At 69.9% G+C, this 16,115-nt stretch carries 22 protein-coding genes and 1 pseudogene; 8 read left to right on the top strand and 15 right to left on the bottom strand.

Translation table 11 applies throughout. The annotated features are described in order from the left end of the window. Window positions 1-21: 21 nt before the first annotated feature. From GQF42_RS21560 to GQF42_RS21540, 5 genes are all read right to left on the bottom strand, one after another. Entirely contained in the window at window positions 22-756 is a 735-nt protein-coding gene (locus GQF42_RS21560; RefSeq protein WP_158922336.1) for a response regulator transcription factor, read from the bottom strand. Window positions 757-857: 101 nt separating this feature from the next. After that, window positions 858-1,082 (bottom strand): hypothetical protein, encoded by a 225-nt coding sequence (locus GQF42_RS21555; RefSeq protein WP_158922334.1) that lies wholly within the window; start codon window positions 1,080-1,082, stop codon window positions 858-860. Between the two features lie 43 nt (window positions 1,083-1,125). Further along, window positions 1,126-2,127 (bottom strand): S1C family serine protease, encoded by a 1,002-nt coding sequence (locus tag GQF42_RS21550; protein WP_158922331.1) that lies wholly within the window; start codon window positions 2,125-2,127, stop codon window positions 1,126-1,128. A 129-nt stretch (window positions 2,128-2,256) separates the two neighbouring features. Then, window positions 2,257-3,279: a LacI family DNA-binding transcriptional regulator gene (locus tag GQF42_RS21545; protein WP_158922329.1), complete on the bottom strand. Its 1,023-nt coding sequence runs from the start codon at window positions 3,277-3,279 to the stop codon at window positions 2,257-2,259. Window positions 3,280-3,428: 149 nt separating this feature from the next. Continuing rightward, on the bottom strand, window positions 3,429-4,220 hold the full coding sequence (locus GQF42_RS21540) for a winged helix-turn-helix transcriptional regulator (protein WP_158922328.1): 792 nt from the start codon (window positions 4,218-4,220) through the stop codon (window positions 3,429-3,431). A 181-nt stretch (window positions 4,221-4,401) separates the two neighbouring features. Between GQF42_RS21540 and GQF42_RS21535 the strand changes: the two genes are divergently transcribed. From GQF42_RS21535 to GQF42_RS21525, 3 genes are read left to right on the top strand one after another with little or no spacing between them, the layout of a single operon-like run. Continuing rightward, the gene (locus tag GQF42_RS21535; RefSeq protein WP_158922326.1) at window positions 4,402-5,253 is read left to right on the top strand and encodes an alpha/beta hydrolase family protein; all 852 of its coding nucleotides are present in this window, start codon (window positions 4,402-4,404) and stop codon (window positions 5,251-5,253) included. Between the two features lie 57 nt (window positions 5,254-5,310). Further along, window positions 5,311-5,565, top strand: coding sequence for a MoaD/ThiS family protein (locus GQF42_RS21530; RefSeq protein ID WP_053658162.1), 255 nt, complete (start codon window positions 5,311-5,313; stop codon window positions 5,563-5,565). Between the two features lie 6 nt (window positions 5,566-5,571). Next, complete coding sequence (locus GQF42_RS21525; protein ID WP_158922324.1) at window positions 5,572-6,867, top strand: hypothetical protein; 1,296 nt, start codon at window positions 5,572-5,574, stop codon at window positions 6,865-6,867. Window positions 6,868-6,991: 124 nt separating this feature from the next. Here the strand turns inward: GQF42_RS21525 and GQF42_RS21520 are convergent, their stop codons facing one another. The 4 genes from GQF42_RS21520 to GQF42_RS21510 form a co-directional block, all read right to left on the bottom strand. Beyond that, window positions 6,992-7,279, bottom strand: coding sequence for a DUF1416 domain-containing protein (locus tag GQF42_RS21520; protein WP_067049055.1), 288 nt, complete (start codon window positions 7,277-7,279; stop codon window positions 6,992-6,994). Between the two features lie 32 nt (window positions 7,280-7,311). Beyond that, window positions 7,312-8,157: a sulfurtransferase gene (locus GQF42_RS21515; RefSeq protein ID WP_158922322.1), complete on the bottom strand. Its 846-nt coding sequence runs from the start codon at window positions 8,155-8,157 to the stop codon at window positions 7,312-7,314. A gap of 130 nt (window positions 8,158-8,287) precedes the next feature. Next, window positions 8,288-8,368 carry an Ms5788A family Cys-rich leader peptide gene (locus GQF42_RS47715; protein ID WP_351055874.1) on the bottom strand — a complete coding sequence of 27 codons (81 nt, stop codon included), beginning with the start codon at window positions 8,366-8,368 and terminating at the stop codon, window positions 8,288-8,290. Window positions 8,369-8,567: 199 nt separating this feature from the next. Next, window positions 8,568-9,311, bottom strand: a complete 744-nt coding sequence (locus tag GQF42_RS21510; protein WP_158922320.1) for an LmeA family phospholipid-binding protein — start codon at window positions 9,309-9,311, stop codon at window positions 8,568-8,570. 184 nt (window positions 9,312-9,495) lie between these two features. Between GQF42_RS21510 and GQF42_RS21505 the strand changes: the two genes are divergently transcribed. Both GQF42_RS21505 and GQF42_RS21500 read left to right on the top strand, forming a co-directional pair. Beyond that, window positions 9,496-9,759, top strand: coding sequence for a DUF3099 domain-containing protein (locus GQF42_RS21505; protein ID WP_158922317.1), 264 nt, complete (start codon window positions 9,496-9,498; stop codon window positions 9,757-9,759). A gap of 143 nt (window positions 9,760-9,902) precedes the next feature. After that, window positions 9,903-10,289, top strand: a pseudogene (locus GQF42_RS21500) (SDR family oxidoreductase); the annotation flags it as partial. 40 nt (window positions 10,290-10,329) lie between these two features. Here GQF42_RS21500 and GQF42_RS21495 read toward each other — a convergent pair. The 3 genes from GQF42_RS21495 to GQF42_RS21485 are packed head-to-tail and all read right to left on the bottom strand — an operon-like array spanning window position 10,330 to window position 11,125. Continuing rightward, window positions 10,330-10,692 (bottom strand): DsrE family protein, encoded by a 363-nt coding sequence (locus GQF42_RS21495; protein WP_158922315.1) that lies wholly within the window; start codon window positions 10,690-10,692, stop codon window positions 10,330-10,332. After that, complete coding sequence (locus tag GQF42_RS21490) at window positions 10,689-10,934, bottom strand: hypothetical protein (RefSeq protein ID WP_199272747.1); 246 nt, start codon at window positions 10,932-10,934, stop codon at window positions 10,689-10,691. Before GQF42_RS21490 ends, GQF42_RS21495 begins: the two co-directional genes overlap by 4 nt. After that, the gene (locus GQF42_RS21485; protein ID WP_158922313.1) at window positions 10,931-11,125 is read right to left on the bottom strand and encodes a hypothetical protein; all 195 of its coding nucleotides are present in this window, start codon (window positions 11,123-11,125) and stop codon (window positions 10,931-10,933) included. Before GQF42_RS21485 ends, GQF42_RS21490 begins: the two co-directional genes overlap by 4 nt. Window positions 11,126-11,299: 174 nt before the next feature. On the opposite strand from GQF42_RS21485, the gene GQF42_RS21480 reads away from it, so the two are divergent. Together GQF42_RS21480 and GQF42_RS21475 are read left to right on the top strand one after the other, a co-directional pair. After that, complete coding sequence (locus tag GQF42_RS21480) at window positions 11,300-12,142, top strand: helix-turn-helix domain-containing protein (protein ID WP_158922311.1); 843 nt, start codon at window positions 11,300-11,302, stop codon at window positions 12,140-12,142. Next, window positions 12,124-12,327 carry a DUF397 domain-containing protein gene (locus GQF42_RS21475; RefSeq protein WP_158922309.1) on the top strand — a complete coding sequence of 68 codons (204 nt, stop codon included), beginning with the start codon at window positions 12,124-12,126 and terminating at the stop codon, window positions 12,325-12,327. Before GQF42_RS21480 ends, GQF42_RS21475 begins: the two co-directional genes overlap by 19 nt. Window positions 12,328-12,341: 14 nt before the next feature. Here the strand turns inward: GQF42_RS21475 and GQF42_RS21470 are convergent, their stop codons facing one another. Together GQF42_RS21470 and GQF42_RS21465 are read right to left on the bottom strand one after the other, a co-directional pair. After that, the gene (locus tag GQF42_RS21470) at window positions 12,342-12,719 is read right to left on the bottom strand and encodes a hypothetical protein (protein ID WP_158922307.1); all 378 of its coding nucleotides are present in this window, start codon (window positions 12,717-12,719) and stop codon (window positions 12,342-12,344) included. Between the two features lie 40 nt (window positions 12,720-12,759). Beyond that, window positions 12,760-14,106, bottom strand: a complete 1,347-nt coding sequence (locus GQF42_RS21465; protein WP_158922305.1) for a zinc ribbon domain-containing protein — start codon at window positions 14,104-14,106, stop codon at window positions 12,760-12,762. Here GQF42_RS21465 and GQF42_RS21460 point away from each other — a divergent pair. Further along, the gene (locus GQF42_RS21460; RefSeq protein WP_158922302.1) at window positions 14,078-14,446 is read left to right on the top strand and encodes a hypothetical protein; all 369 of its coding nucleotides are present in this window, start codon (window positions 14,078-14,080) and stop codon (window positions 14,444-14,446) included. The two genes, GQF42_RS21465 and GQF42_RS21460, sit on opposite strands and share 29 nt — an antisense overlap. A gap of 3 nt (window positions 14,447-14,449) precedes the next feature. Here GQF42_RS21460 and GQF42_RS21455 read toward each other — a convergent pair whose 3' ends face one another. Next, complete coding sequence (locus GQF42_RS21455; RefSeq protein ID WP_158922300.1) at window positions 14,450-16,111, bottom strand: protein kinase family protein; 1,662 nt, start codon at window positions 16,109-16,111, stop codon at window positions 14,450-14,452. Between the last annotated feature and the right edge of the window lie 4 nt (window positions 16,112-16,115).

Genomic DNA, 16,115 nt, shown 5'->3' with positions numbered 1-16,115 from the left:
GGTACCGGCGGACCAGCTTCCTCACTCGGCGCCGCCCTGACGCAGGACGTACCCCACGCCCCGGACCGTGTGCACCAGGCGCGGCTCGCCGCCGGCCTCGGTCTTGCGGCGCAGGTACATGACGTAGACGTCGAGGGAGTTGGACGAGGGCTCGAAGTCGAAGCCCCACACCGCCTTCAGGATCTGCTCACGGGTGAGGACCTGGCGCGGGTGCGCCATGAACATCTCCAGGAGGGTGAACTCCGTGCGGGTCAGTTCCACCTGGCGCCCGCCCCGGGTGACCTCGCGGGTCGCGAGGTCCATGCGCAGGTCGCCGAAGGTGAGGGCCTCGTCCTCCTGGACCTCGGGCGACACGGCGGCGGCGTACGAGCTGCGCCGCAGCAGTGCCCGGATCCGGGCGAACAACTCGTCCAGCTCGAACGGCTTGACCAGGTAGTCGTCGGCGCCCGCGTCCAGCCCGGTCACCCGGTCGCCGACCGTGTCCCGGGCCGTGAGCATGAGGATCGGGGTCGTGTCGCCGGCGCCGCGGATGCGGCGGGCCGCCGTCAGGCCGTCCATGCGCGGCATCTGGATGTCCAGGACGACCAGGTCGGGCCTGTAGGCGGTGGCCTTCTCCAGCGCGTCCGCGCCGTCGACGGCCACCTCCGTGTCGTACCCGTCGAACGCGAGGCTGCGCTGCAGCGCCTCGCGTACCGCCGGCTCGTCGTCGACGATCAGGATGCGCTGGGGGTCACGGTCGCCTTCGGCGGGGCTCATCGCTCGCGATTCCTCGGATTCGGTGGGTGGGGGGGCAGGGCTGTGTACGGCTCTCTCTCAGCCTGCCACGGACAGTGGGCCGAAACGCACACCTGCCGTGCTCAGGCGCGGACCGTGCTCAGGCGGTTCAGCGGGACCTTGCGGCGGTGGGTGCGGACGGCGGAGGTGCGCAGGCCCATCAGCTGGGGCTGGGGTACCGGGGGCGTCACGACCTCGGGGGCGCGGGGCTTGGGGATCGGCAGGTGCAGATCGCGGGCGATGAACAGCGCCAGGGTGAAGTCGGCGGGGCCGCGGCCGGTGATCTGGTGCGAGACATGCGTGATCATGACGTACTCCCTGCTGACGTGCCGGTGTGAGCTGGTGGAGCGGTTAGCCGTTGGAGCCCGATCGCAGCTTGGCCAGGTCGGACTTGACGGTGTTGACGGGGATCGCGAAGCCGAGGCCGATGCTGCCCGCGTCCGAGGACGAGGAGGACTGCTGACTCGACGAGTACATCGCGGAGTTGATGCCGATGATGTTGCCGCTCGCGTCGATCAGCGCACCGCCGGAGTTGCCGGGGTTGAGCGACGCGTCGGTCTGGATGGCCTTGTAGGTCGTCGTGGACGAACCGGTGTCGCCGTTGAACTGACGGCCGCCGAACTGGAACGGCCAGTTGCCGTCGCCGCCCTGGTTCTGGCCCTGGCTCTCGTCGGTGGAGACGGTCACGTCCCGGTTGAGCGCGGAGACGATACCGCTGGTGACGGTGCCGGTCAGACCCTCGGGGGAGCCGATCGCGACGACCGAGTCACCGACCTGGACGCCGCTGGAGTTGCCGAGCGAGGCGGCCTTGAGGCCCGAGGCGCCCTGCACCTTGATCAGTGCGAGGTCCTTGGAGCTGTCGGTGCCGACGACCTGGGCGGTGTAGCTGCTGCCGTCGCTGGTGCGCACCTTTATGGACTGCGCGCCGGCGATGACGTGGTTGTTGGTGACGATCTCGCCGCCCGACGTGATGATCACGCCGGAGCCGGTGGAGGAACCGCTGCCGAGGGAGGCGTTGACCTCGACCACGCTCGGGCTGACCGCGGCGGCGATCGCGGCGACGTCGCCGCGCTTGCTGGAGGGCACCACGTTGGTGGTCGTGCCGCTGGAGGCGACCGTGTCCTTGCCGGTCAGCTCCTGGAAGGCGTAGGCGGTACCGCCGCCGACGGCCGCCGCGACGATCGCGACAGCGGCGAGGAGGGCGACGGGACTGCGGTCGCGCTTCTTGCGCGGCGCGGGCTCCGGGGCTGCCATGGCCGTCACCGGCTGGTACGGCGGCGGGGGCGGCCACTCGGGGGTCACAGGAGCGGAGTAGTAGTGCTGCTGCGTCTCATTGCCCTGGCTCTCGGTCATGAGTAGAGAGTCCCCCGCGAACGTGAGAGCTTCCTGAGTGCCCGCTGAGAAGCCCGGCAGAACCGCGTTTGCCCGATATAAAGAAGCTTCTCGCGGCTCGCGCAGGCCTCTCAGACGGGCCTCATGAACCTACTGACAACCGCAGCTGGTTCGCACCACCAGCCGCGACGGGAACGTCTTCAGCCGCTCCCGCCGGGAGCCCGCCACCCGCAGCCCGTCGTCCAGGACGAGGTCGACCGCCGCCCGGGCCATCGCCGAGCGGTCCGAGGCGACCGTGGTCAGCGGCGGGTCGGCGAGCGCGGCCTCCTTGATGTCGTCGAAGCCGGCCACCGCCAGCTCGCCGGGCACGTCGATGCGCAACTCGCGCGCGGCCCGCAGCAGACCGATCGCCTGGTCGTCGGTGGAGCAGAAGATCGCGGGCGGCCGGTGCGGCCCGGACAGGACCTCCAGGGCGACCTGGTAGGCGTCGTAGCGGTTGTACGGCGCCTCGAACAGCCGGCCCTCGGTGGTCAGGCCCGCCTCGGCCATGGCCCGCTTCCAGCCCTCGACGTGGTCGGAGACCGGGTCGCCGACGGCCGGCGTCTCGGCCGTACCGCCCATACAGGCGACGTACTCGTAGCCGTGCTCCAGCAGGTGGCGCACGGCGAGCTGGGCACCGCCCAGGTCGTCGGTGACCACGGCGACGTCGTCGATGGCCTCGGGGCGCTCGTGCAGCAGCACCACCCGGGCGTCCCAGGCGTCGATCTCGGCGGCGGCCAGGTCGTTCAGGGCGTGCGAGACGAGGATCAGGCCCGAGACCCGCATGCCGAGGAAGGCGCGCAGGTAATGGACCTCGCGTTCGCTGATGTAGTCGGTGTTGCCGACCAGGACCATCTTTCCGCGCTCGGAGGCGGCCTGTTCGACCGCGTGCGCCATCTCGCCGAAGAACGGCTGGCGGGCGTCCGGGATGATCAGGCCTATGAGGTCGGTGCGCCGCGAGGCCATCGCCTGGGCGACCCGGTCCGGGCGGTACCCCAGTTCCTTGATCGCGGCGAGGACACGCTCGCGCGTGGCCGGGGCGACCGGCCGGGGTCCGTTGTTGATGACATAACTGACGACGGCGGTGGAGGTTCCAGCCAGCCGTGCCACGTCATCCCGAGTCACCTTGGCCACGCGCGGAGTCTACGCGGATGGACCCGCTCTGGGCAGGGCATATCGCGGCTCGGATGTGCGCGGGCAGGACCCGCGCCCGGTGGCCGCCGCACCGCGACCGTGATTCCGTTATTCCTCCGTTATGCGGCGGAGCGGAAATCCATGCGCCGCTAGGCGTCGGCGTGGACGTCGGCACCGTCCCGGGCGGCCGATGTGTCCGCTTCCTCAGTCTTTGCCTGCTCGGCCTTGGCCTTGGCTCCCTCAGCGGCCCGCTCGGCGCCGCGGTCGGCCTTCTCGGGGGTCACGAATCGATAACCGACGTTCCGTACGGTGCCGATCAGCGACTCGTGCTCCGGGCCGAGCTTGGCCCGCAGTCGTCGTACGTGCACATCGACGGTCCGGGTGCCGCCGAAGTAGTCGTAGCCCCAGACCTCCTGCAGCAGCTGGGCGCGGGTGAAGACGCGGCCCGGGTGCTGGGCGAGGTACTTGAGCAGCTCGAACTCCTTGAAGGTGAGGTCGAGCACCCGCCCCTTGAGCTTGGCGGAGTAGGTGGCCTCGTCCACCGACAGATCGCCGTTGCGGATCTCCATCGGGGAGTCGTCGTTGACGATCTGCTGGCGCCCCATGGCCAGCCGCAGGCGTGCCTCCACCTCCGCGGGACCGGCGGTGTCGAGGAGGACGTCGTCGATGCCCCAGTCGGCGGTGACGGCGGCGAGACCGCCCTCGGTGACGACGAGGAGCAGCGGACAGCCGGGGCCGGTGGAGCGCAGCAGCTGGCACAGGCTGCGCACCTGCGGCAGGTCACGGCGGCCGTCGACGAGGATGACGTCGGCGCCCGGGGTGTCGACCAGGGCGGGGCCCTCCGCCGGAGCGACCCGCACGTTGTGCAGCAGCAGGCCGAGGGCGGGGAGCACCTCCGTCGAGGGCTGGAGGGCGTTGGTCAGGAGCAGCAGAGAACTCATACGTCTGGTTCCTCCTCGGTCCCTGCGAGCCTGTGCGGACGGGCACTGCTCTGCGATCCCGAAGGCCCCGTACACACCCGCGGTCACCTGAGGTTTCCCACTTCGTATACAACGCGTCCGAAAGCACAAAAGGACCCGGGGGCTGCGCTGCCCGAGTCCTCTGCCCAGCAGAATAGCCCACATGAGGAACCGTTCGGCAGGTCAAGTGGAGCATTCCACCGTTCGTCCGAATCCCGAGACGCACAGACAGGGCCCTATCCGGACGTTCTTGCGCACTGCCGACGGGGTTCCGGTCGATTCCGTATACGAACCGGGAACCGTTGTATACGAAACCGCGCCGGACACCCACCGTTCGGCCCCCTGTGACCTGGTGTTCGTCGTCGCCCACGGATTCACCGGGGACGTGGACCGGCCGCATGTGCGAAGAGTGGCGGGCGTGCTCGCCCGTTACGGCGCGGTCGTCACCTTCTCCTTCCGCGGCCACGGGCGCTCCGGCGGCCGCTCCACGGTCGGCGACAAGGAGGTACTGGACCTCGCCGCCGCCGTGGAGTGGGCCCGTGGGCTCGGGCACGCGCGCGTGGCGACCGTCGGTTTCTCCATGGGCGGCTCGGTCGTCCTGCGGCACGCGGCCCTGCACCCCGGTACGGCCGACGCGGTGGTCTCGGTCAGTGCCCCCGCCCGCTGGTACTACCGGGGCACGGCCCCCATGCGCCGGCTGCACTGGCTGGTCACCCGCCCCGAGGGCCGCCTGGTCGGCCGCTACGGCCTGCGCACCCGCATCCACCACCGCGACTGGAACCCGGTCCCGCTCTCCCCGGCGGGGGCGGTCCCGAAGATCGCCCCGACACCGCTGCTGATCGTGCACGGCGACCGGGACGGCTACTTCCCCCTCGACCACCCCCGGATGCTCGCCGAGGCGGCCGGTGACCACGGGGAACTCTGGGTGGAGCCGGGCATGGGCCACGCCGAGCACGCGGCGGACGACGTGCTGCTCGCCCGGATCGCGGACTGGGCTGTCGGCGCGGCGGGCTAGCCTGACACCATCTGTCTCCTGTCTTTGAATTTTCCTTGCCGTCGATTGAGGAACGAGATGCCCAAGGTCACGGTGCGCTACTGGGCCGCAGCCAAGGCCGCGTCCGGTGTCGCCGAGGAGCCGTACGACGCGGACACACTGGCCGACGCGCTGGCAGCCGTGCGCGTGCGACACCCCGGTGAACTCACGCGCGTGCTGCAGCGATGCTCCTTCCTCATAGACGGTGACCCCGTCGGGACCCGCGCGCATGAGACGGTACGGCTGGCCGAGGGCGGCACGGTCGAGGTGCTCCCGCCGTTCGCAGGAGGATGAGGCGCGATGAGCGACCAGCCGTATCAGCAGGGCAGACCGCCGTACGAGGGTTACGACCCGTATCAGCAGCAGCACCAGCAGCACCAGCAGCAACAGCACCAGCAGCACCAACAGCAGCAATGGCCCGGGTACGAGCAGCACGGGCAGCAAGGACAGTACGACCAGCAGTACGGGCAGCAGTCCGGGCAGCAGTCCGGGCAGCAGTCCGGCTACGACCCCCAGCTGACCCAGCACTGGCAGGGCCAGACGTGGGAGACGCAGACCCACGCGCCGATGCAGCCGCCGGTGCAGCCGGCGGAGGAGACGGCGTATCTGCCGCCGCAGACATACGAGGGGCAGTACCAGCAGCAGTATCAGCAGCCCCAGCAGCAGTACGCGGGCCCGTACGCGCAGCCGCAGCCGCAGCCGCAGCCCCAGCCGCAGCAACAGCCCCAGCCGCAACGTCAACCGGCGCCGGCACCGGAGGCAGCGCAGGGGCCGCAGCCGGGGGCGCCGCAGGAGGCCGGTCCGGAGTACGGCCCCGCCACGGTCGCAGGCAACGCCCGGATCACGGACGCCCAGCGGGCGCGCCTGGAGGGCCGTTCGCCGATCATCGAGCCCGGGATGCAGCCGGCGCTGCTGACCGCGCTGCTCGGTCTGCTGCTGGCCGCGACGGCACCGGTCGCCTCGTACGCGCTGGTCGTCCCGCTGGTGGTGCTGCAGGCGGTGACGGCAGCGGGCTGGTTCCGGCTGAACGGCATGTGGCCCGCCCGGCAGGGCATCGCGCTGGCCTTCGCGGGCGGGCTGACCGCCGACGCGGCGGTCCTGGTCGCGGGCCGTGAACACGCCCCGGCCGCGATCCTCGGCCCGCTGGGCGTCTGGGTCCTGCTGTCCCTCGTTCTCCAACTGCGCTCGCACGCCTCGCCGGACGAGCGGATGTACGGCCTGATGGCGACGGTGGTCTCGACGGCGCTGTCGGTCCTGGCCACCGGGTATCTGGGCGCCGACCCGCACGCGGTCTCGGTGGGCGCGGCGGCCGTCGCGGTCGCCGTCCTGGCCCGGGCCCTGCCCCTGCCGACCGCGGCCTCGTTCGTGGTCTCGCTGCTGGCCGCGGCCGGCGCGGGGATCGCGCTCGGGGGAATGACGGGCTTCGGCACCAAGGGTGCCGCCCTGGGTGCGGCGGCGGGAGCCTGCGCCCTGATCGGCCACCGGGCGGCGAGCTACGACTACCCGTCCCGCTTCGTGCACTTCACGGCCGGCGTGGCACTGCCGCTGTCCGCCGCGGCACCGGTGGTGTGGGCGCTGGGCCGCGCGCTGGGCTGAGGCGCCCCGCCCCGTGAACGACGAGGGCGGGCAGTCGGACCTGAGGGCCGTACCCCCATGGCGTCCAACCCAGGGGTACGGCCCTCAGGCCCGTCACTCAGCCGTCACTGAGCCCTCGTCCCGCTCAGATCGCGATGGCGACCTCGGCCAGCCCGCCCTGCTGGGCGACAACCGTGCGGTCGGCCGTACCGCCCGGCACCAGCGCGCGCACGGTCCATGTGCCCTCGGCCGCGTAGAACCGGAACTGACCGGTCGCCGAGGTCGGCACCTCGGCCGTGAACTCGCCGGTCGAGTCCAGCAGACGGACGTAGCCCGTCACCGGCTCGCCGTCGCGGGTCACCTGACCCTGGATCGTGGTCTCACCGGGCTTGATCGTCGAGGCGTCCGGGCCACCGGCCTTCGCACCGCACATGTTGAACTCCTTGAGGGGTAAAGGGCGTTGGTCTACTTGCCGGCGCCGAGTTCGATCGGCACGCCGACGAGAGAGCCGTACTCGGTCCAGGAGCCGTCGTAGTTCTTGACGTTCTGCACACCGAGCAGCTCGTGCAGTACGAACCAGGTCAGGGCCGAGCGCTCACCGATGCGGCAGTAGGCGATCGTGTCCTTGGCGAGGTCCACGCTCTCCTCGGCGTAGAGGGCCTTGAGGTCCTCGTCCGACTTGAACGTGCCGTCGTCGTTGGCGTTCTTCGACCACGGGATGTTCTTGGCGCTCGGCACGTGACCCGGGCGCTGCGACTGCTCCTGCGGCAGGTGCGCCGGGGCGAGCAGCTTGCCGGAGAACTCGTCGGGCGAACGCACGTCGACCAGGTTCTGCGAGCCGATCGCGGCGACGACGTCGTCACGGAAGGCGCGGATCGAGGTGTCCTGCGGCTTGGCCTTGTAGTCCGTCTTGGCGCGCTCGGGGACCTCGTCGCCGGCGACCAGCTCGCGGGCGTCCAGCTCCCACTTCTTGCGGCCGCCGTCGAGGAGCTTGACGTTCTCGTGGCCGTAGAGCTTGAAGTACCAGTACGCGTAGGACGCGAACCAGTTGTTGTTGCCGCCGTAGAGGATCACCGTGTGGTTGTTGGCGATGCCCTTGTCGGACAGCAGCTTCTCGAAGCCGGCCTGGTCGATGAAGTCGCGACGGACCGGGTCCTGCAGGTCCTTGGTCCAGTCGATGCGGATCGCGTTGCGGATGTGGTTCTTCTCGTAGGCGGACGTGTCCTCGTCCACCTCCACCAGGGCGATGGTGGTGTCGTCCAGGTGCTCCTGGACCCAGTCGGCGTCTACGAGGACGTCGCTGCGGCTCATGCTCTTTCTCCTCCGGGGCAGTCGCGGCGGGGCGTGCAGAAGTGAGGGGTGCGTGCTCGACGGTCCGGGCGGCGCACGGGTGCCCTTACCAGCAGGGCGGCTGAGGGATGCGGAAGTGGGCGACTTCCACTCAGAAAGGGCGACAGAGCATGGCGGCAACGCGGCACAGGTCCACTGCCCGCCGCTTCGTGAGATCCGCCTGTCGCCTCATGGCCCCGATCGTAGGGACGTCCGGGCGGGCGTGTCACCGGTGTGTCATATGACGAGACACGATCGTCCGCATGTCGAGACCAGGAACCCGTCCGGGCGTGTGCCCCACCGCCGTGGGGCACACGCGCGGGTGAGGGCATCTACGGTGCGGACATGCCTGTCTCGCCTGTCGGACAGGGCGCGTCCACCGCGGGTGGCCCCTACCCCGCCAGCTTGACGTCCGAACCCTTCACGTGGATCTCCACACCATCCTGCGCGGCCTCCACCTTGTCCAGCTTGATGCCGCCGGGCAACTGGTCGATGGCCTGCTGGAAGTCGGTGATCTCGCGGACGCGGTTCTCGGCGAGGGAGACGGCGGCCAGCCTGGGCAGCGAGTCGGCGTGGACCTCGACCTTGTCGTTCACGACGGAGACGGTGCTGAGCACGGACATGGTCTGGTCGACCGGGATGGACAGGAACGTGCCCGTCACCCGGACCGCGACCTTGATCTTGCCGTTGCCGCCGTCGGACAGTCCCACGACATGGGCCTTGATCCCCGGGGCCACGTCGGTCGGCTCGGACTTGGCGGTCCTGAGCAGCTCGGCGTAGGAGACGGTCGCGGTGCCGGTGGCGGTGTCCGCGGTGGCGGAGCTGTAGTCGCCGGAGAAGGAGACGCCCTTCATGTCGGCCTTGAGGTCGTCGATGCGGATGGTCTGGCCGCCGGTCCCGGTGGCGGCCTGGTAGTTCTTGATCCCGACCTCGACGTCGTCCAGCGAGCCGCCGGCGAGCTGGGTGAGGAACGGGAACCCGTTGATGCTGACGTCCGGCGTCGCGGCCAGGTTCTGAGTCGACTTGAGCTTGTCGGCGGCCTCCCCCTCGGCGAAGTGCACCGCGATCCGGTCCGCGATCACGAACAGTCCGCCCAGGATCACGACGAGGATCAGGATTATTCGCAGGGCGCGCATGTGGTGATTCCCCCCGGGTCGGCGGCGTTCTGGGGCCGTGCGGTACGGACGGCGTACGCCACGGTAACCCTGCGGGCGGGCTCGACGGGTGTTTGTAGATCACTTGTGACAGGGCCCGGGGGCAGCCGCGTGCGCCCCGTGCGGACAGGGGGGCGGACGCCGCCTCGCGCCCTACCCTGGAGCTATGTACGCGCGGCGGCGTCACATCTACTTCGCCATGATGGGGACCTGTATCGGGCTCTTCGTCCTGGCCTGGGGAGTCGTGCGCATCTGGTCGGTGCCCGCGGCGGTCGGCCTGTGCGTGGTCGCCATGGTCATCCCGCCCGTCGCCGCGATGGTTGCCAACCGCCGGGGGCCGGAGGACCGCTGGTGGGACGACCCGTCCGGTGATCCGCAGTCCGACGAGTGGTGGGACGAGCTGGACGGCAAGAAGCGCCCGCCCCGCTAGACCGCTCCCTCCCTCCTTCCCTCCCTCTTCCTTCCTTCCTTCCCTCTTCCTTCCTTCCGCACCTTCCACCACCCCCGCATGAACCCTTCCCCTGGCGCATCGTGACGTCATGGCAAAACGTGCCACCTAGGCGTAACGTGAAGAAGGAGAACGGCGGCGGGTCGATCGTCAACATCTCCTCCGCCGCCGGCCTCATTGGCCTTGCGCTCACCGCCGGTTACGGCGCCTCGAAGTGGGGTGTACGAGGCCTGACGAAGATCGGCGCGGTGGAGCTGGGGACGTCCCGGATCCGCGTGAACTCCGTGCACCCGGGGATGACGTACACCCCCATGACGGCGGCCGTGGGCATCGAGAGGGGCGAGGGCAACTACCCGAACGCGCCGATGGGCCGCGTCGGCGAGGCCCACGAGGTCGCCGGCGCGGTCGCCTTCCTGCTCTCCGACGCCGCGTCGTACGTCACCGGCGCCGAACTGGCCGTCGACGGCGGCTGGACCACGGGCCCGACGGTGAAGTACGTCATGGGCCAGTGAGCGCCGGCCGGAACCACCGGATTCACCGGAACCACCGGATTCAGTAGACGAGGGCCTGGGTGTCGTCCGCCAGGGCCTCCTGGACGAAGACCTGGGCGCCCGCGATCCGCACGCCCTCGATGACGTCCTTCTCGGTGATCTCCCGGCGGGCCGCGCACTGCGTGCACAGTGTGATGCGGCCCGCCGCGAGGATCGATTCGATCAGATCCGGCAGCGGGGCGGCGTGCGGCAGCTCGAACTCCGCCGCCCGCCCCGACAGTGCGAACCAGGACGACTCCCCGGTCAGCCACAGCGAGACCTCGACGCCGCTGGCCACGGCCACGGCCGCCACGGTGAAGGCCTGTGAGCAGCGCTCGGGCGCGTCGGCCCCGGCCGTCACCTTGATCACGAGCTTCTTGGTCATGCCGGAAGCGTAGCCGCGACGACGACGGTGACGATCAGCGTGACGACACAGAGGGCGGTGAGCGCGCCGCTGACGAGGGCTCCGTCGACCCGCCGCGTGCGCCGGTGCGGTACGCGGGTGCGGGGCGGGTGGCCGGGGTGGAACGGCGGCACCGCGTAAGCGGGTGTGACGGTCTCGCCCTCCGGTAACGCCCGCCCCTCTTCCCGCCACCGCTTGCACTCCTCGTACGGCAGCCCGTTCATGCGCGGTGCTCCTGAAGCTGGTGCTGCCGGAGCAGCACGTTGGCATCGGTCTCGGCACTGCGGTCGTACGCCACCTGTGCCGCCTCGCGCAGCTTCCCGAGCTTCCGGCATGTGGCGCAGTCGGGCAGGGGCCGGGGTGGACGGCCGAGGTCCTCGGGGTCGTAGAGCGGGGTGGCCTGATCCGTTCCCATGAACTTTGCTCCTTTCCTCAACATCTGTACGGAATGCGACAGTTGCACTACTCTGCGTGCTCCTGGGCTGATACGAGGATGGCCCAGGGCGGAGGCGGATACGAGCGGAAAGGCCGCTAGTGCCACACCGGGCGGCCCAAATTCCACAAATTCCAAAGCTTTGGGGAGGGTTCGGTGCCGCAGCGCAGGGCGATCACGGGTCGCAGCCAGGAGCCGAGGGCTCGTTTCGCGGAGGAGCTGCGGATACTGCGGGCCCGGCGGGGAGTCAGCCTGCGCGTGCTGGCCGACGCCGTGGACTGGGACGCGTCCCTCTTCGGGAAGATGGAGAACGGTCAGACGCTGGGCGGCCCGGAGGTCGTGGAGGCGCTGCACCAGTACTACGGCACGACGCCCTTGCTGCTGACCCTGTGGGAACTGGCGGTGGCCGACCCGACGCAGTTCAAGGAGCGGTATCGGCGGTACATGGCGATCGAGGCCGCGGCGGTGAGTATGTGGCAGTACTCGGTGACGATGGTGCCGGGCTTGCTTCAGACCGCCGGTTATGCAAGCGAGGTGCTGACAGCCGGTGGTCTCGCGGGGCAGGAGCTTGAGCAGCAGGTCAATGCCCGGCTAGGTCGGCGTGCGCTGCTGGAATCGGAGGCGCCGCCGTCGTTCCGCGTGGTCCTCTCGGAAGCGGTACTGCGCAACTCGCCCCGGGAGACTCGCGTATGGCGGGAGCAGTTGGAGTACCTCTTGGAGGCGTGCGAGCGTCCAAACATCGCTCTCTACGTGTTGCCGTTCGGCCGGGGATTTCACGCCATTGTCAACACCGATCTGATGCTCATGCGGCTGCTGGACGGCCGAGCCGTGGCCTACGCTGAAAACGACGTACTGGGCGAACTCATAGAAGAGACAAGCCGGGTTGAGCGCCTGTTTCGCACCTATGATGACGTGCGCGACCTGGCGCTGAGCCCCGCTGAGTCGCGCAGGTTCATCTTGCGAGTCTTGGAGGAAGCGCCGTGCGAGCCATCGACCTGAGCACCGTGACGTGGCGCAAGAGCAGCTACAGCAACCAGGACGGCGGCGAGTGCGTCGAGGTCGCCGCCAACGCCCCCGCGCAGGGGCTCGTTCCCGTCCGTGACAGCAAAGACGTCAGCCGCACCCCCCTGCTGATCGGCGAGGGCGCCTGGGAGGCGTTCGTGGGCGGGGTCAAGAAGGGCTAGTCGCGTCCGAGGCGCTACAGCCTTCTGATCGCCTCCTCGATCGTCACCGCCAACGAGGTCAGCGCCGTGAAGCCCGGTACCGCGTCGACGATCGCCCGTGAGAGCAGTTTCAGCTTGCCCACCCGGGGTGTCTCGGAGCCGAGTTCGTCGCGCGCGTCCTGAGCGGCCTCGATCAGGTCGGTGCGGTCCGGATGCTCGGAGCGGCCGAGTTCGTCGATCAACCGCGTGAACAGGTCACCGATCTCCTCGGGCGTGCGCTGCGGGTCGCCCCCCGAGTGGTTCAGGGCGCTGTCCCGGATGGTGACCTCGGCCTTGGCGTTCTCCGCACTGGCGACGGCGTTGCCGGTGACGTTCGAGCCGCCGGCCGCGATGATGCCGTTGTTCTTCCGCATTCCGTTCCCCTCTGTCCCTTCTCCGCCCCGCCGGTGGACCTCAGTCCATGTTGACCAGCGGGATCTTGTTGAGGATGCGCATGGAGACCCGCGACCTGCTGCCCGAGACGACGGAGCTGGACGACACCGTCGACCCCTGGGTCGCGATGATGCCGTTGTTGATGATCGTCTCCTGGCGCTGGATCAGTTCGCTCACGTCGATGCCCCGCACCTCGGCGAACTCGATGAGCGCGTCCAGAACGCGCTTTTCCATCACCTTCAGCGCCATGCCGCTGTCGGACTTCTGGAAGTGGCGGTGATGCTTCGACTTCGCGGCCTTCTCCCGCACGCCGAGGCGTGCCCCGTAGTCGAACTGGCGCAGCGCGGTGATGCGCTCGTTCTGCCGCCGTACGCGCTTGCGGATCCCGAAGTCGGGGGAGAAGCCGATGGCCGCGCGCAGGGGAGAGGCCAGCATCACGAACGGGGTGCTCACCAGTGTCTCGGACAGCACCTGGAACACCTCCCGCAGCGGCGGGTGGGGCATGAGGGTGTCGATGACCCGATAGCGGTCGTCGAGGGGCGGCAGCACCGTCTGGACCGCTTCCACGCACAGGTTGGAATCGGACCGGACGAAGCGCAGGAACAGTGACGTGACCAGTTGGCCGCCCCACCCCGTGGAGTGTGCGACCAGATAGGGGCGGGCGCCCTCTTCGGGCGCACGCTTGAGCGCGTTCATCTGGCCCCGGCCGATCCGGTGGACGGGCCTGCCGAGCGGGTCGGGGAGGAAGCGGGGATCCCCGATGAGGGTCGTGCCGTCGACGAAGAGCCGTTCCTCGATCTCCAGACCGGGCAGGGCCAGGGTGCCGAGGCGCTTGGCGATGTGATCGTAGAGTTCCGTCACGTCCACGTCCTGCGGCGTGCCACCCTGCGGGCCGGGGGCGGTGACGTCGAAGGCCAGGGACCACGACTCGAGCGGGATCCCGTACCCGATGAAGGGCGAATAGCCGCTGTACGTGGTGACGTTCCCGCCGGCGTACGCGCCGACCTGGAGAAGGCGCGCCGCGATGCCGCGGTTGGGTGGAGAGGGCGCGGCGGCGGGGTCGAACCGGTTCGGACGCAGGCTCTGCAGATGCCTGCCGTACCGGGTGGAGAACTCGAAGGACAGGACCGTCACCCAGGCGAGGAGCAGGACCAGCAGCGTGATCCCCGTGTTCTGGACTCCCGCGTAGAAGAGCAGGGTCAGCGCGAGCAGGAGCGCGAGCACGAGATCGCGCACATGGCGTCGGGCGTTGGCCAGGTAGGCGTGGTGCAGCACCACGGGGATGTCGCACGCCGGGGCCGGTGCCACGCCCAGGTGGGGTTCCGCGGAGACCTGCTTGATGAGCAGCTCGGCGTACTGGCGGTCCAAGTACGCGGCCGCGCACAAGTACCGGGTGACGTCCTGGCCGCCGCCCCACTGGGGGGAGGCGGCGGGGGCAGGGGCCGAGGCAGGGGAACCGGGCTGTGTGCTGGTCCAGGTGGAGGTCCCCCCGGACCCGGACGCCGGCGGTGCAGGGGTGTGGAAGGTGGACGGCGCCGAGGGCCGGCGCGGCGGGGCGGCCGGTTGCCCGGCCACGGTCCCGGTCCCGCTCCCGGCCTTCAGGGACGTCCCGCACGCGCTGCAGCGTGTGGCCCACGTCCCCGTGTCCTGCCCGCATCCGGGACATCTTCCCGAAGTCGTCATGGCTCCCCCGTTCTCGGCAAGTTGAGTACTACATGTCGGGCAGGCCGGTGAGCTTGTAGACGGCTCTCCCGCACAGGACAGCGCTGCTGTTGTCGGGTTTCCACTGCTTGTCGCTGCCGCAGGCGTCGGCGGGTGCGCCGTTGGGGTACACCTGCGTGAGCTTGACGGTGTACTGGTAGTGGCTCGGGATGTTCGCCTCGCACGGCGTGGCGGCGTTGAAGTACATGGAGAGCAACTGGTTCCTGGCAACGGCGAACATGCACTGGCCGGTCGCGTAGTTGCGGTTCAGGCAGAGATCCGTCGAGGAGCCGTCGTCGTTGTGGTGGTACCAGGTGATGTCGTCGGAGGTGCAGCTTCCGTACTTCTCGACCGACGCCACACGGAAGTAGGCGTCGGTGCCGTAGCAGCTGGTCGTCGACGGCGTGGCGGGCGTCCAGTCCGTGTCCATGTTGGTGTAGTTGCTCAGGCAGTCGTCGGTGGAGACCTCGCTGAACGCCACGTCCTCGGCGCTGGGCGCAGTGGTACTGGGGTCGGCTGCCACCCCGTCGCTGCCGCTCCCGCTCCCGCCGTCACTGCTGGAGGAGCCGTAGCTCGAGCCCGGCGACGGGTCGTAGGGGTAGCTCTGGGAGAACCTCGGCTGCGGTGAACCGCTCGACTCGGAGCCGGAGCCACTGTGCGAGTGCGCGACCACGAGCGCGATGACGACCACGATGATCGCGGCGACGGCGGCGAGTACCTTGAGCCCTTCGGCGTTGCCGGTCGGCCGGCGCGGTCCCGGCGAAGGCGGGGTGTTGGCCGTGGAGCGGTGAGCGGGCTTCTTGGCCGGGGCGGTCGATGCCGTCGCGGCAGCCGCGGTGAGTTGTGCGCCCCAGGCGGCCGGTGCCGGCCTGCGTGCCGGGTCGGGATCGAGGCCGGCGCGGGCCAGGGCGCCGAGCGCCGGACTGGCCGTGGCCAGGGCGGCGGGGTCGGTGGCGATCTGGTCGCGGGCGAAGAGCCGGACGGCGAGCAGGGCGAACTTGTAGACATCGCTCGTGCGGGTGGCCTTCTCCTCGCCGGCCGGGATCTGCCAGTCGGGCGTCTCGGCCTGGGGCAGTACGGTGGCGCCCCGCAGACGCATGGCGTCGCAGTCGATGAGGAAGCACTCGGGCCGTGGGCCGGTGGTGAAGAGCAGGTTCTTGGGAGAGAGGTCACCGACGGCGATATCCATGCGGTGCAGCCGGGTGAGTGTGGCCGCCAGGTCGGCCAGGAGCAGGAGCCGGTCGCGTTCGCTGATGTTCAGACCGACCGAGGCGACGTACGCGTCGTCGTTGAGCAGGAACTCCAGGTTCGCCAGGCGCCGCGTTGCCGTGCCGGTGCTGCCCAGGCTCCGGTAGTCGAACCGGAAGCGGTCGGGAATGGCCCGCATGAGGAACCCACAGGCGTGGCCGTCGCGTTCCACCACGGCCGCGGGCCAGGCCGTCTTCTCGCTCAGCCACCGGGCATCGGCGGCGCTCAGCTCCTTGAGCAGGCCCACCTGCGAGGCCAGTGCGGTCGCGTCGAGGCCGGGCAGCACGGTGGCGGTGTACTCCTTGTAGGCGACGTCCCAGCCGCCGCCCTCCGCCTCGTTGATCTTCTTGTTGACCACCTCGTACACCGTGCCCTGGCCGCCTTGGCCCAACTGGCGTCCCAGGCTCAGCGTGCGGTGCTCCACGGTC

It is taken from the genome of Streptomyces broussonetiae (assembly GCF_009796285.1).
Classification (GTDB): domain Bacteria; phylum Actinomycetota; class Actinomycetes; order Streptomycetales; family Streptomycetaceae; genus Streptomyces; species Streptomyces broussonetiae.
This window is presented reverse-complemented; position numbering and strand designations above follow the sequence as displayed.